Raw genomic sequence first — 13,693 nt, 5'->3', positions numbered from 1 at the left:
ATATTAAAATTCCGCTTCCTTCTTTTTATTTATCTCATAAAAGCTATATTGCCCTTTCAAGAGCAAACAAATATGCTCAAACATAGCAGAGCGGGACATATGCCCATTGGTAAAGACGCCGACCGCTCCTTCTGTTGTCGAGATATCCTGCCTGCTTGTATATGTCCGCATAACTGGTCCCAGTTCTCCGCCTGCAAGCACTGGCTCGGCGATGAAGTCAGGCAAAAGCAGTTTTGCACCGCTCGCGCTCCATACCTTGTCCCCGACTGCTAAAGCGCCCCAGTTACATATATACAGACCGTCATCCATCTTTGTGACGCCGCCCTCCAAACCGATACCAGCAGCTGCTCCTTCCAGTTTGCTGCATGCTATCGCACGTTGGATTGCTCCTTGGCGTGTCTCTTCATCGCTCATCGGCTGTTCACTCACGCCGGATTCAACCGCTGCACTTTCAAGCTCCCACCGAGCTCCGAAAACTGCTGAAACGGCCTGAACTTTGGCAGGATTTTTAGATCCGACTATGATTTTCATCAGTTGCGCTTCCTTTCCGACGAGTTCAATCGTTCGAAGTAATAAGATCCACTGTCGACTGATCCGTCGCCCGTACAAGCTTGATCAGAAGCTCTTTTGCAGCTGCATAATCATCAACATGAATGATGCTTGCACTTGTGTGGACATAGCGGGAAACTATCCCGATTACAGCTGATGGAACACCTTCGTGTGCTAAATGGACACGTCCGGCATCCGTTCCGCCTTTGCCAACATAGTATTGGTAGTTGATATTATTGGATTCAGCAGTATCAAGAATGAATTCACGCATATTACGATTCATGATCATGGTGCCGTCAAAAATACGAAGCAATGCTCCCTGCCCCAAATGACCGAAGGCTTGCTTGTCTCCGCTGACATCATTAGCAGGGGACGCATCCATCGCATAGAAAATATCAGGCTTGATCATATTTGCAGCTACTTGGGCACCGCGAAGACCGACTTCTTCCTGAACCGTCGCACCAGCATACAACTGGTTCGGCAATGTTTCCCCAGCAACTTCTTCCATTAATTCCAGCGCCAATCCACAGCCATAACTATTATCCCAAGCCTTGGCCAAAATCTTCTTCTCATTTGCCATTGGTGTAAACGGCATGTACGGCAGAATTTGCTGTCCCAGCTTCACACCAAGCTCATATGCATCACGCTCATCATCTGCGCCGATATCAATCAGCATACTGTCGATGCTGGCAGGCTTACTCCGCTGCTCAGGCGTTAACAAATGAGGAGGTGTAGAGCTGATGACACCCGGAATCGGTCCTTCGTCGGTCATAACCTGCACGCGCTGTGCAAGCAAAACTTGACTCCACCAGCCGCCTAAGGTCTGAAAACGAAGCAGACCATTGGGTGTAATACCTGTCACCATGAAACCGACCTCATCCATATGTCCGGCAGCCATTACCTTAGGTCCACTGCCTTTCTTTACACCAAAAATACCGCCAAGCTTATCCTGGATGATCTCATCCGCATAAGGCTTCAGCCTTTCCTTCATAAAAGCACGCATCAGCTGTTCGTTACCTGGCGCTGCCTGCAGCTCTGTCAATTGTTTAAATAAATCCAATGTTTTTTGATTCATATATATGTACTCCCTTTTTGTCAGACTATTGTATATCTATTGTAAACTATTGCTCCTCAACATGCCATAAAGGTTGTTTCGTTTTATATTTCTAAGGTAATAAGATATAATAGAACATAACTTAAGTTGAAGAGGTGACCAAAATGGGCGTAAAGAAAACAGTAGCAATCGTAGGTGCTGGCCTTGCGGCTGGATACTTGATCCAGAAGCAGATTGCGAAACAACAGAAAGTGACTCCGGAAAAAGCATTGAAATTCGCTAAAGAAGCGTTCAAGAAAGAAGGTCCGATCAGTGGATCTTGGATCTATATGAAACCGGAAGAAAAAGTGAAGCACGGCCTCACGTATACTGTTTACCGTGGCGGTATCTCCCGTACGATCGACGGAAAACCTGCTCAATACGAATTCTTCGTAGATGCAGAAACTGGATCCGTTATCGACGCTGTCGAATCAGCATCCTAATAAAAAGCCGCACCCCAAAGGTAAGTAACTTAACGTTTGGGGTGTTTTTTTGTGAAATTTTTGAATGAATTTAGGCGTTTCTGACCTTACCCACACATTGATCGACCCCTTAACGCAAAGGAATGTTAATGTCCTGTTCAAATGCCTCTAACCCGCCAATACAAAAAAACAGAAATAATATAACATGCTTCTTTCAAGGCTTCTCTACGATTTAAGAGTTGACTGTATCTTAATCGATAATCCGTTTTCATTGATGTCCCGCTGACATACGATAAACGCAATTTTAAAGCCCACAATCTCCACTCCCTTCTTTTGATGACCTTTGTATAATTAATTTCTTCCCTAATGCGGATTGTTACTTTCCAAGTCAGTTACAACCCCTTGACTACAAAATAAATAGCCGAACCTGAATTCATTCCACCCATCACATAAGTAAACAGTCTAACTTTTGAATCGATCGATGGAGAATATTAGCATAAGGTACGCAGCGGCATCTTTGCCTGGGAGCAAAAAATATGATCAAAGAGCATTACACTACATAAAAATATCCCGGAAGTCTGAACAAACTTCCGGGATATTTCTATTGGTATATGGTTATGATTTCAAACAATCCACCTAATCCTTATTGCAGCTTCATTATGTTATACACAATTAAAAAACTGGCTTGAGTTCGGTAATAGACCGTCCTCAAGCCATACCGCAATATATGGTAACTTGTTTTCTACACCCTATTTAACTAAAGCCGAGTTTTTTATTTGAATGTAGCGACACTGCGATAGATGCGGTAGCCGCGTGAAGAGAATTTCTCCTCATATTCTGTTTTTACATTTAACGGATCGTTCTCTGCATGCAAATCAAGCTTCACTTCCTGCAGAATCATGCCATATCGGGAGAAACTAGACAAACTATACTCAAATAGCTTCTGATTATCCGTCTTAAAGACCACTTCTCCGTCATCTTTTAAAACTGATTCATATTGCTCCAAAAAGCTTTTATATGTTAAGCGACGCTTTTCATGCTTATTCTTCGGCCAAGGATCAGAGAAATTCAGATAAATGCTATCCACTTCATTCACTTCAAATAACTCACGGAAATCAGCTGCATTTTCATTCAATAGCCTTACATTCGGAAGATCTGCTTCAGCTGCTTTTTCCACAGCTGTCACAATAATACTTTTCGCTAGTTCAATTCCGATGAAATTGTATTCCGGATGCTGGGCTGCCATGCCAGTGATGAACTGCCCTTTGCCAGATCCAATCTCAACATGCAGCGGCTTATCGTTACCGAATAACTCTCTCCATTTGCCTTTATAATTTTTCGGTTCTTGTACCACGATATGATCGTTTTCTTTTAAATAATCGTCTGCCCAGGGTTTATGGCGCACACGCATATGTCTCACTCCTATTTCTGTCCAGCCCGCCTGCATAGTTTGATGCCAAAACGCACACGCTATGCTCAGGAAGGAGGGGAAAATCGATGTCACTTTCCGTTGAAAACCAACTTAGCCTTCTTCGGGATATACTTAGCGAACATTGCGAATCCTGCTGCGGCAGCAAATCCGAATACGAGCAAATATCCCGCCTGGCACGTTCTATTTTATCTAATAAATCAACCGATCAGCAAGAGCTTCTTGCTTTGCTTCCCGGTATCCATTCGTACAGTTCTGCCGGTGAAAAAGCTGAAGATATCAATGCGCACATCACATCGAACAGAGAACAGCTCGAGGATTGGGTAGAGACCATCAACAGCTTTCAAGGCTAGCAGGACAGCTGGTGCACTTCCGTAAGCAGCTGTCCTAATTCAATACTTTTGCGTTCCATGTTGTCATCGCGAAGCGACATGATGATACGGGCAGCTTCATACCAATAAATACGTTTTAAAAGTGCATCATTCAGCGGCTTGCCGTATGCTTTCATCCATTCTTCCCAGTCAGGATATGGAACGTACTTCCGAAGCAGCATTCCAATGTCAGCAGCCGGGTCCGCAATGAGAGCACTGTCCCAGTCTACAAGATACAGCTCATTATGCTGGCTTATCATCCAATTATTATGATCGATATCAAAATGACAGACTGCCAATAGCTGATCTGGCATCTCAGGTAAGAATTGCTCCATACTTGCAAGCACCTGTTTTAAAGCAGGCAGCCGATTTTGGAAGCCAGCTGCTTTCTCCCGCAGCTCTTCCATTTTCGTCTCTGGCTGAAGCGGCTTCTTACCCATACGCATCAGCAAGTTCAGCATCTCGGAGGAATGATGGATTTTGCTAAGTAGCTTTGCCACTCGAGGATCGCTCATTTCCGAGAAGGTCAGACCGCGTCCCATCAGCCATTCCTGAGCCGTAATGACATCCCCGTTTTCCATCCTTTTTGTCCATACCAGCTTCGGCACAATCCCTTCTGCTGAAAGTACAGCCAAAAAAGGAGAAGAATTGCGCTTTAGAAACAGCTGCCTCTCTCCGCTTTTTGCGTAATATGCTTCTCCTGTTACACCGCCGGCAGGAGCAATCTTCCACTCATTTCCCAGTATGTGTTCTAACCAATTCACCGTTCATTCCTACTTTCCTAGTGCAATCGCTTTGCATTACTAGCTGTAAACAAGCCCAGCGTGACACAAGGCAAGTACATTCCCGAACAAATTCGACAGACATACTTAAGATTACAACATTTTCTATGGTTTTATCAATACGATAGGACTATAAAACCGTTTATTTAACTAAAAAATTCTTCCTTTTCTTCCTCTTCCCACTCCGGACGGGCAACAGCCTTCGTATATGCGTGGTCCAGCAGCACTTCACTGGCACGAAGCTGCACATGTTTAAGAGCTAACTGCTCCTCCCGCTTGGCCATCAGCCAAGCTGTATGCTTTTGACTGCCGATAAACTGTGTGTTTCTTGGCTCGCTTGCAAATCGAATTTGATTTTCCCTGCTCAAGACTACCTTTCGAACAGGAAGATCGATATCATATTTTCTGAGGATACCTTGTACCAGCTTTTCTGTTCTATTCAACGATAGCATTGGATTGAGGAAAGTAGAAAACTGCCCCTTGGATTCCCGCTTCCATGTTCGTTCCTCACTAGCCCAAAACAATACATCCGGCTTGTCCTCCAGTACGGAAATGATCTCTATGCCCAAAGGATGGATTAAAATCGTTTCTGCCTCCATTGTGGTCTGCTTTACTTCGAAAACAGGCTTATACATTACAAAGAAAGTGTCAGGAAATCGCTTCAGAAAGTATCTGAGCACCGGATCTTTTTTAAATTTTTGATCAAAGAAAGAAAATTCCCCAAGCGTGCTTGTAGCCCATTTCAGCTGAAAATCAAACAGCTCTTCCAAGAAATCCTGCTTCAGGATCTTTTCTGTGGGAGCCACATATGCGGGAGCAGGGTTCGGCTGTTCCATTTCTTCCTCTTTTTTACGGAATACATGATACCACGATTTCTTTTGTTCTTCTTCCTTTGCTTCGTCTGTAATAAAGGAAGCAGGAGCAGCTTGCTGCTGCTCCCATTCCCTGTGCATTTTCTCCCAATTCTCTTTTTTCAATTTGATGAATTGTCCAGGATATCGGTAAGGATGCTGTTCATAACGGGATATATATTCATGCAGCTTGATCAGTTGCGCCACATAGGTTCACTCCTTTTCCAAATCTTTGACCAGTACTGGAACGTATTTCGGTCGTTTACCCGGTTCGATACGGTAAAGTGTTACCTTATCCACAAAGAATGGTACGGTCAAATGTTTATCCAGAAGCGGAAGCGGACCCTCCACCTTGCCTGATCCCCATTTCTTCCCGAGTGTTATATGCGGCCGATACGGTCGGTTCTCACGCTGGAATCCAGCTGTCATTGTACTTGCAGTCACTTGCTGATACAGTGCTTGGAGCGGATCAAATGGTTTTACCCCAGCCCATACAACACGAGGCTGCTTTGGACTGCCGAATGTGTCCACACCGGCTACTTCCAAGGAAAAAGCTTTACCAAAATCCTGCTTCTGCCAAGCTGACTTTATCTTATCCAGCTGTTCATCTGTTGCAGGCCCCAGGAATTGAAGTGTAATATGCAATTCCTCCGGTCTTGGCCATAGCTTCATTGGAACATACGCTTTCAACTCTTCTTGCCATTCAGCCAATGCTGCCTGAATAGATTCATCAGAACCTATACCAATGAAATAATGTGCACTCATGCTACTCCTCTTTTCCCTTTAGCAGTACCAATCATTCTCTTCACTATAAACAAAATACCCACACCAATGAAAGTCGTTGCAGCAAACAATGCATACATGTGGTAAACAGTTGCTATCTCCAGTATCATCCCGCCCATCAGGTTGAACAGCGCATTACCCAGTCCTGTACCGACTGCGGAATAAAGCGCAATGGCAGTAGCTTGTACAGATGATGGCGCAGTACTTCTGATGTAAAGCAAGGCAGCTGGCACATAGAGTCCGATCGACAATCCCTGGACAATGGTTGTAATGAAGATAACAGTAAGAGATGGGTCGAACATATACAAAATCCATCTTGCACCTGATACAGCTGCACTTAATATGACAACATGCAGGATGCTCATCTTTCCAATGATCCGATGAGCCAGTTTCATGAACGGCGCTTCACTGCCTGCTCCCAGGAAGAAAGCGATGCCGACAGCGCTTAGTGTTCCTCCAGCCGCTAAAATGAATGTCCCAAAATAGAAATTATTTGCGAGTATTGGGCCGAATATAAGGAAATTAGATGCAAGGAACAACATGAATGGTTTATTTTTCCTTAATGTACGTAATCCTTCTTTCATTGACACTCTGGCTATGTCATAACCTTGCCGCGGAAATTTACACAATGCTGGCAGTGCAAGAAGCAGAAACAAACCGTATGCTATGAAAATGACATCCACTGTACCTGCGAAATCTGCTATGTATCCTAACAGGAAGGAAGCAACCGCGAATCCTATAGCTCCCCATAGACGGATGTTCCCATAAACAAGCTTGTGCTGCTCAACAAAGCTCAACGCCATACTGTCGGACAAAGGAATGACAGCTGCTTGGAATACGGCAATAGCCAGCATTCCGATCAGCAGCAATGCATAATGATCATAAAATAAATAAATGAATGCAAGCGCCGCTGCAGCAGCTAATGCTGCCGCCAAGAGACGCAATGGTTTCTGGGTATAATCGCTAAGCAGCCCCCAGACAGGCTCCATTACCGTATTAACCAATGGAATTGCCGCTACTATCAGACCAACAAGCACAGGATCCAATTGTTTTTCTTCCTGGAGAAAAACAGCAAGAAGCGGAAACAATGATCCATTGGAAAGAAAAGCTGTTAAATAAAAGTACTGAAAAGATCTGTAGGTCTGTTTAGTCGTTGCTTGCATTACCCGCGCTCATCCTTTGTCAGCAAATATAGTGCTTCTGCATAAATGGCGATGGAACGAATCATATCTTCAACCAAGATGTGCTCATCCTGCTGATGGGCGCTGTCTGATCCACCTGGGAACAGTGGACCGAATGCCACACCTTTTTTCATCGCTCGTGCATAGGTGCCGCCGCCGATTGCCAAGATATCGGTTTGATCACCTGTTTGACGACGATATACACCGAGCAATGTCTCAACTAGCGGATCATCCTTCTCCACATATAATGAAGCCAAGTGAGAAGTTTCCTGGAATCCGGCACCTGCTTCTGCAAGCTGTTCAAACAATTTAGAAGTGACCGTATCATATTCAGATGTAACTGGATAACGAATGTTGACGCCAATTTTCCACGCCTCCGCATCTTTCATGCTGAATTCCCCAAGATTGAGTGTCAACGGACCTGATACATCATCTGCCAGTCCCAAATCAATGCCATTGCCATTATAATCTTCGAATTTTTCGATAAGCCAGCTTAGCTTGTCTGTCATATTGCCGTGTAATGGAAGGGTCACTAAGAATTTGGCCAAGGCCACTACTGCATTGATACCTTTTTCAGGTGTAGAGCCATGAGCTGCTTTACCGGTTAGGCTTAGCAGAATAGCATTTTCTTTGGCTTCAGCTTTACCACTGTACCCTTCTTCAGCAAGGAAGGCCTTGAAAGCTTCTTCAACCTTTACCAAGCTTTCTCCGGAAAGAAGCGCCTCCGCAAGTCCTGGAACCATATTCAGAGCTTTTCCTCCCTCAAAACGGACAAGTCGAAGCATGTCACTTTGTGCTGCTGCAGGAGGAATCGAGATATAACCATCGATGATACCTTTTTCTGCGTAGATAAGCGGAAAGTCGGCATCTGGTGTAAAGCCGGTATCCGGCATTTCTTCATGCTGGAAGTAATACGTCATGCATTGCCAATCGCGCTCTTCATCGGTTCCCAGAATCAGACGGATACGCTTCTTCGGCTCGTAACCTGAATCTTTCAGCAATTTAATCGCAAAATAAGCTGCTACAACGGGCCCCTTATCATCCAATGTTCCTCTGCCGAATAGATGATCTTCAGCCAGCGTCGGGTTGAATGCTCCATATGTCCATTCCCCATCAGCAGGAACCACATCCAAATGACCAAGTACGCCTACTAAGCCTTTTCCTTGCCCATACTCGATATGACCTGCATAGCCATCGACATATTTAGTAAGGAATCCATTGTTCTTTCCTACTTGCAATATATACTGGAGTGCTTCGTCGATCTTTTCGCCAAAAGGCTGCTTGTCCGTTTTTGTCGATTCATCATACACACTCGGAATAGATACAAGTCCTTTCAGCACTTCTACATAGTCATCCTTATAAGCAGATGCCTTCTCATACCAATTGATTTTTTCCATTTCCTTCTCCTCCTATTTTCTTATCAATAATTTTATTTACTTGTTAAGAATAGAATTAACAGAAAATTAAACCTATCTCCTAGCCATCTTTGCTTAATTATTGTAAAATACGGGTAGAAAGAGATTTAGAGCACCACCGATTCTTATGTAAAACTAAGGAGTGGTTTTTTGAATCAATCAACATCCCGAATGCTAAACCGTGTAAAAGCTGTCTATCTTTACATTAAGGAAAGGGACACAGTTTCTACTACTGAATTGGCTGAAGAATTTGGTATTACGGACCGTACGGTACAGCGCGATTTAAACGTGCTGGAGTATAACGGTTTAGTACAAAGTCCTCATCGGGGGGTTTGGTCAACAACCTCAAAAAAAGTCAAAATCTCTTGATTCAAATCGTACAACCTATGTAATACCTACCTATCTTTAAGGCAAGCTGATCTGTAAGCAGATCAGCTTTTTTTTGTATCCTGTATCAGATTGCTTAGCTCTTCATCAGAAAGTTCCCTGTATTCACCTAGCTCCAGATCTTCATCCAGTGCAAGGCTGCCCATGCGCAGACGCTTCAAATAGACAACCTCCATCCCCACAGACTCAAACATGCGCTTGATCTGATGAAACTTTCCTTCTGTTATGGTAACTTCAATTTCTGAAATCGGACCAGCCTCCAGTATTTGCAGAATAGCTGGCTTCGTCACATACCCGTCATCAAGTGTCACACCTTGATGGAATTGCTTGATCGTTTCCTCGGTGACCTCTCCTTCGATTCGTGCATAGTAAAGTTTCGGTACATGTTTCTTGGGTGATAAAAGCTGGTGGGCAAGCGTTCCATCATTCGTCAATAGCAGCAGGCCTTCTGTATCCTTATCCAATCTGCCGACCGGAAACGGTTCGAATATCCGATCCTCCTGCTGCAGGATATCAACAACTGTTTCATCTCTTTTATCTTCTGTAGCCGAAACCAGACCCGGCGGCTTATGCATCATCAGATAGATGAATTCTCTGTATTCGACGGTTTCCCCATTCACTTTTACAATATCTTTCTTTACATCCACATGGATAGATGGTGATTTGACTTGGGAGCCATTCACCGTAATTGCTCCTTGTTTAAGGAGTGTCTTCACTTCTTTTCTGCTGCCATATCCCATATTGGCAAGCAGCTTATCCATTCTCATCATTTAACCCTTCTTCCTTCTCATTAGACGATCCAAGAACCCAATCCGATTACCGAGTACACGTTCGAGCAACGTAGACTTATACGAAAGAATCATATAAACCGCTCCTCCAGCCAATGCACAAACAAGAATGATAACAGCTGACGCAATTTGTCCATCCCGGAACGAAATCGCGAATCCTAGCAAATACTTAGTGAGCAATACGACAACCGACATGATGACTGTAAAAATCACAATCAGGATTGTACGTTTGGTAAGCTGACGAATTGGAAATTTTAGTACATGCTTCATTTTAAGGAAATTCAATACCGTCGCAATACCGACTGCCAAAGCCGTTCCAATGATGGCACCTTTTGCTCCGAGCGCATGCACAAGCGGAATATTGAAGAATATCTTCACTAATAATCCTGCTGTCAAACTGATGACGGAAAATCGCTGTTCATTTATACCCTGCAAAATGGATGACGTTGTCGTGAATAAAGCAAATAACAGCGCTACTGGTGCGTACCAGACCATGAGTGTTCCTGCGTCTATATCTGGATTTAGGACTGCTTCTGTACCATAGAATGCTGTATAGGCTTCACTGCCCAGTAATGCAATTCCGATGCTCGCAGGCAAAATCAAGAAAAGAACAATTTGTAATGACTGATTGATTTGCTGTAAATATAATTTGCGATCATCGGCGAAAAATGCACGTGTAATGGCTGGTACTGCTGCCAAAGACAACCCGATCGACAATGTCATCGGAATAGTGATGATCTTTTGACCATAAAAGTTGATTACCCCGAAAATATCAACGGCCACATCACCCTGTCCGATAGCTTCCAATGCACGCGGCACCGTAAACTGATCGATGAACTGATACAGCGATGTTGCAATCCCTGTTACGACGAATGGTCCTGCATAGCTGAGCAATTCTTTGATGATTGTCCTATCCGACATAGGTGCTGGACGAACTGTTTGCTGTCTCATCATCAGTTCAAGATGCGGTTTGCGGGCACGCCAATAGACATAGAGCACTGCGCAGGAAGCCAGTGCTCCAACAAATGCCGCGAATGTAGCATATCCAACTGCTACTGCGATGTTTTCATTGAAGACATGCAGGGCAAGATAGACACTAAGCAATAGGAATACAATACGAGCAATTTGCTCCACAACAGTGGAAATGGCAGAAGGACCCATGGATTGATTCCCTTGGAAGAAACCTCTGACGATACTCATTGCAGGTATGATGAGATTGGCGAAGCTGACTAGCTTAATAACATAAGCAACCGTTTCTGTCGTAAAACCAGACTTTCCATCACCTACACTCCACTGCGCAATCCAATCTGCACCGAAGTACATGATGAGGAATGCCACGACACCTGTCACACCCATAATGGTGAAACCCGTCTTGAAGACTCGCTGGCTTGTCCTATAATCGCCGAGGCCATTATACTTAGAAACGAATTTCGATACACCCAACGGAATACCTATTGTAGAGATACTAATCAATATATTATAAGGGGTATATGCAAAATTGAATAAAGCTCCCCCAGACGCACCTACCAGTGCATTGAACGGGATAACATAGATGATCCCGAGTAACTTCGACAGGAATGTAGCTGCTGTCAGCAGCAATGTCCCGCGAATCATTGTCGACAAAGCCATTATTTCACCTAACTCCTCTTTAAAATCCAATGAATCTATTTTATCATAAAGTAGACCTGATGGAAGAATTCCTTTGGATCCCATCAGCAGAAAGGAAGAACAAGTATGAATTACGATGTAGTAGTGATCGGCGGAGGTCCATCCGGACTAATGGCGGCCATTTCGGCAGCCGAGCATGGAGCTGCCACACTTTTGATTGATAAAGGGAAGAAACTTGGCAACAAACTTGCGATCTCTGGAGGCGGAAGATGCAACGTTACGAATAGACTGCCACAAGATGAAGTAATTAAGCACATTCCTGGTAACGGAAAATTCTTGTATAGTGCATTTTCTATCTTTGACAATTACGATATCATTGATTTCTTCGAGAATCTTGGAGTGAAGCTGAAGGAAGAAGACCATGGGCGCATGTTTCCGGTAAGTAATTCAGCTAAGTCTGTTGTACAAGCCTTGCTCAATCGATTAGATACACTTCACGTCCGTGTCCGGACAGAAACACCTGTAAAAGAGATTCATTATGGTGACCATGGGCATGAGATAATCTTAAAAGACGGCGAAAAAATCAGCACAGGGGCTGTTATTGTTGCTGTCGGTGGAAAAGCAGTACCACATACAGGGAGTACAGGAGACGGTTATGCATGGGCTAAGAAAGCTGGACATACTATTACAACTCTGTATCCAACTGAAGTGCCTCTGCTTTCCTCAGCAGCCTTCATTAAGCAAAAACAGCTGCAAGGTCTTGCTCTGCGTGATGTTGCGGTCAGTGTACTGAACGAGAAGGGAAAAGCAATTATCACACATCAGATGGACATGCTTTTTACGCACTTTGGTATTTCGGGTCCAGCTGTTTTGCGCTGCTCGCAGTATGTTGTAAAAGAGCTGATGAAAGGCAGGAACGAAGTCCATATTCATATTGACGCAATTCCTGATAAGAAAGCACATATGCTGACGGAAGATATTACTAAATTATTGGAGGATCAGCCTAAAAAGGCTTTCCGCAATCTAGTGAAAGGTATCGTACCCGAGCGGTATCTAGATTTTCTATTAGAACAAGCTGCAATAGTGCCGGATACGAAAGCAGCAAATATTTCCCGGGAAAATGTGCAACAGTTCGTCAGCTTGATCAAAGGCTTTACTTTCCCTGTAAATGGTTCACAGCCTATAGAAAAGGCCTTCGTTACTGGAGGAGGCGTTTCTGTAAAGGAAGTTGTACCGACAACGATGCAATCTAAGTTTATGCATGGATTATATTTCTGCGGAGAAATCCTCGATATTCATGGATATACCGGAGGTTATAACATAACCTCTGCCATGGTGACTGGCAGAGTAGCTGGTATGCATGCAGCTTGGGAAGCTGCTTCTGTTAAAAATTAAAATAAAACCCTCCATCTTTCGGTGGAGGGTTTTTGCTATTGATATATTTACTTGTTCGATAACCTGGCCATGAGTATAGTATCATGATATTTGCCATCACTTAATTTTTTATCATCTTTCAAGCAGCCTTCGGTCTTAAAACCGTATTTTTCATACAAACGAATGGCTCTATCATTTGATGCGAGAACTGATAAATTGATTTTATGTATTCCTTGATATTCCGACCACGAAATAACCCTCTCAAGCATTTGTCTGCCTAGACCGCAACCCCAATATTCTTTCAATATAGCAATTCCGAAGGTAACTTGATGTGATAGCCGTTTCAAACTATTTCCTTCACATCTGCAATAACCGATTACTTTTTCTTTGTCACAAGCAACAAGACATAAATTGGTCATTTCCTTTCGATCCTTCAAGATCAATTCTTCAAAATCTTCGGGATATAGATAGCCCTCTCCTTCTTCCCTATCCATATATTCTGTTTCACCATCTGTTCTCACTCTCAGCCATGCTAAAGCTTCGGCATCTTTTAACTCTGCTTCCCGGATGGTAATATCTCTTTGAATCATCTCTCAGCCCTCCATCCCCTTTTCTACAACAAAAAATCCCTAATCAATAAGAATCAGGGATTTCATATTG

Annotated in this window: 15 protein-coding genes; 4 read left to right on the top strand and 11 right to left on the bottom strand. The window is 43.7% G+C overall.

The window, feature by feature from the left end; genetic code table 11:
* Positions 1-3: 3 nt before the first annotated feature.
* Both CHH91_RS16645 and CHH91_RS16640 read right to left on the bottom strand, forming a co-directional pair.
* Positions 4-531 (bottom strand): DUF84 family protein, encoded by a 528-nt coding sequence (locus CHH91_RS16645; RefSeq protein ID WP_095224566.1) that lies wholly within the window; start codon positions 529-531, stop codon positions 4-6.
* Between the two features lie 25 nt (positions 532-556).
* Complete coding sequence (locus CHH91_RS16640) at positions 557-1,624, bottom strand: M42 family metallopeptidase (protein WP_095224565.1); 1,068 nt, start codon at positions 1,622-1,624, stop codon at positions 557-559.
* Between the two features lie 143 nt (positions 1,625-1,767).
* Here CHH91_RS16640 and CHH91_RS16635 point away from each other — a divergent pair, with 143 nt between their 5' ends.
* On the top strand, positions 1,768-2,085 hold the full coding sequence (locus CHH91_RS16635) for a PepSY domain-containing protein (RefSeq protein WP_038562329.1): 318 nt from the start codon (positions 1,768-1,770) through the stop codon (positions 2,083-2,085).
* Positions 2,086-2,836: 751 nt separating this feature from the next.
* Here CHH91_RS16635 and trmB read toward each other — a convergent pair.
* Positions 2,837-3,475, bottom strand: a complete 639-nt coding sequence (trmB, locus tag CHH91_RS16630; protein WP_095224564.1) for a tRNA (guanosine(46)-N7)-methyltransferase TrmB — start codon at positions 3,473-3,475, stop codon at positions 2,837-2,839.
* A gap of 86 nt (positions 3,476-3,561) precedes the next feature.
* On the opposite strand from trmB, the gene CHH91_RS16625 reads away from it, so the two are divergent.
* Positions 3,562-3,846 carry a YtzH-like family protein gene (locus CHH91_RS16625; RefSeq protein WP_095224563.1) on the top strand — a complete coding sequence of 95 codons (285 nt, stop codon included), beginning with the start codon at positions 3,562-3,564 and terminating at the stop codon, positions 3,844-3,846.
* Here the strand turns inward: CHH91_RS16625 and CHH91_RS16620 are convergent.
* From CHH91_RS16620 to pepV, 5 genes are all read right to left on the bottom strand, one after another.
* On the bottom strand, positions 3,843-4,628 hold the full coding sequence (locus CHH91_RS16620) for a phosphotransferase family protein (protein ID WP_095224562.1): 786 nt from the start codon (positions 4,626-4,628) through the stop codon (positions 3,843-3,845). The genes CHH91_RS16625 and CHH91_RS16620 overlap by 4 nt on opposite strands.
* A gap of 164 nt (positions 4,629-4,792) precedes the next feature.
* Positions 4,793-5,704 carry an NERD domain-containing protein gene (locus tag CHH91_RS16615; protein WP_095224561.1) on the bottom strand — a complete coding sequence of 304 codons (912 nt, stop codon included), beginning with the start codon at positions 5,702-5,704 and terminating at the stop codon, positions 4,793-4,795.
* Between the two features lie 6 nt (positions 5,705-5,710).
* Positions 5,711-6,262, bottom strand: coding sequence for an RNA 2',3'-cyclic phosphodiesterase (gene thpR / locus CHH91_RS16610; RefSeq protein WP_095224560.1), 552 nt, complete (start codon positions 6,260-6,262; stop codon positions 5,711-5,713).
* On the bottom strand, positions 6,259-7,443 hold the full coding sequence (locus tag CHH91_RS16605) for an MFS transporter (protein ID WP_095224559.1): 1,185 nt from the start codon (positions 7,441-7,443) through the stop codon (positions 6,259-6,261). The genes thpR and CHH91_RS16605 overlap by 4 nt, the downstream gene beginning before the upstream one ends.
* The gene (gene pepV, locus CHH91_RS16600; protein ID WP_095224558.1) at positions 7,443-8,858 is read right to left on the bottom strand and encodes a dipeptidase PepV; all 1,416 of its coding nucleotides are present in this window, start codon (positions 8,856-8,858) and stop codon (positions 7,443-7,445) included. Before pepV ends, CHH91_RS16605 begins: the two co-directional genes overlap by 1 nt.
* A gap of 168 nt (positions 8,859-9,026) precedes the next feature.
* Between pepV and CHH91_RS16595 the strand changes: the two genes are divergently transcribed.
* A complete protein-coding gene (locus CHH91_RS16595) occupies positions 9,027-9,245 on the top strand; it encodes a DeoR family transcriptional regulator (protein WP_093879353.1) in 219 nt (72 codons plus the stop codon).
* Positions 9,246-9,307: 62 nt separating this feature from the next.
* On the opposite strand, the gene CHH91_RS16590 is transcribed toward CHH91_RS16595, so the two are convergent.
* A complete protein-coding gene (locus tag CHH91_RS16590) occupies positions 9,308-10,030 on the bottom strand; it encodes a pseudouridine synthase (protein ID WP_095224611.1) in 723 nt (240 codons plus the stop codon).
* A 3-nt stretch (positions 10,031-10,033) separates the two neighbouring features.
* Positions 10,034-11,680 carry a putative polysaccharide biosynthesis protein gene (locus CHH91_RS16585; protein ID WP_095224557.1) on the bottom strand — a complete coding sequence of 549 codons (1,647 nt, stop codon included), beginning with the start codon at positions 11,678-11,680 and terminating at the stop codon, positions 10,034-10,036.
* A 105-nt stretch (positions 11,681-11,785) separates the two neighbouring features.
* Here CHH91_RS16585 and CHH91_RS16580 point away from each other — a divergent pair, with 105 nt between their 5' ends.
* Positions 11,786-13,054: a BaiN/RdsA family NAD(P)/FAD-dependent oxidoreductase gene (locus tag CHH91_RS16580; protein ID WP_095224556.1), complete on the top strand. Its 1,269-nt coding sequence runs from the start codon at positions 11,786-11,788 to the stop codon at positions 13,052-13,054.
* A 47-nt stretch (positions 13,055-13,101) separates the two neighbouring features.
* Here the strand turns inward: CHH91_RS16580 and CHH91_RS16575 are convergent, their stop codons facing one another.
* On the bottom strand, positions 13,102-13,623 hold the full coding sequence (locus CHH91_RS16575; protein ID WP_095224555.1) for a GNAT family N-acetyltransferase: 522 nt from the start codon (positions 13,621-13,623) through the stop codon (positions 13,102-13,104).
* Positions 13,624-13,693: the final 70 nt, after the last annotated feature.

Source organism: Virgibacillus sp. 7505 (genome assembly GCF_002272135.1).
GTDB lineage: Bacteria > Bacillota > Bacilli > Bacillales > Amphibacillaceae > Terribacillus.
The sequence above is the reverse complement of the archived record's forward strand: the minus strand, read 5'-3'. Positions and strand labels throughout refer to the sequence as shown.

Excerpts from the sequence above, each read along its gene's own strand:
- pepV (WP_095224558.1), bottom strand. The coding sequence starts at position 8,858 with ATGGAAAAAATCAATTGGTATGAGAAGGCATCTGCTTATAAGGATGAC.
- CHH91_RS16640 (WP_095224565.1), bottom strand. The coding sequence starts at position 1,624 with ATGAATCAAAAAACATTGGATTTATTTAAACAATTGACAGAGCTGCAG.
- CHH91_RS16635 (WP_038562329.1), top strand. The coding sequence starts at position 1,768 with ATGGGCGTAAAGAAAACAGTAGCAATCGTAGGTGCTGGCCTTGCGGCT.
- CHH91_RS16575 (WP_095224555.1), bottom strand. The coding sequence starts at position 13,623 with ATGATTCAAAGAGATATTACCATCCGGGAAGCAGAGTTAAAAGATGCC.
- trmB (WP_095224564.1), bottom strand. The coding sequence starts at position 3,475 with ATGCGTGTGCGCCATAAACCCTGGGCAGACGATTATTTAAAAGAAAAC.
- CHH91_RS16580 (WP_095224556.1), top strand. The coding sequence starts at position 11,786 with ATGAATTACGATGTAGTAGTGATCGGCGGAGGTCCATCCGGACTAATG.
- CHH91_RS16605 (WP_095224559.1), bottom strand. The coding sequence starts at position 7,443 with ATGCAAGCAACGACTAAACAGACCTACAGATCTTTTCAGTACTTTTAT.
- CHH91_RS16645 (WP_095224566.1), bottom strand. The coding sequence starts at position 531 with ATGAAAATCATAGTCGGATCTAAAAATCCTGCCAAAGTTCAGGCCGTT.
- thpR (WP_095224560.1), bottom strand. The coding sequence starts at position 6,262 with ATGAGTGCACATTATTTCATTGGTATAGGTTCTGATGAATCTATTCAG.
- CHH91_RS16625 (WP_095224563.1), top strand. The coding sequence starts at position 3,562 with ATGTCACTTTCCGTTGAAAACCAACTTAGCCTTCTTCGGGATATACTT.
- CHH91_RS16590 (WP_095224611.1), bottom strand. The coding sequence starts at position 10,030 with ATGAGAATGGATAAGCTGCTTGCCAATATGGGATATGGCAGCAGAAAA.
- CHH91_RS16585 (WP_095224557.1), bottom strand. The coding sequence starts at position 11,680 with ATGGCTTTGTCGACAATGATTCGCGGGACATTGCTGCTGACAGCAGCT.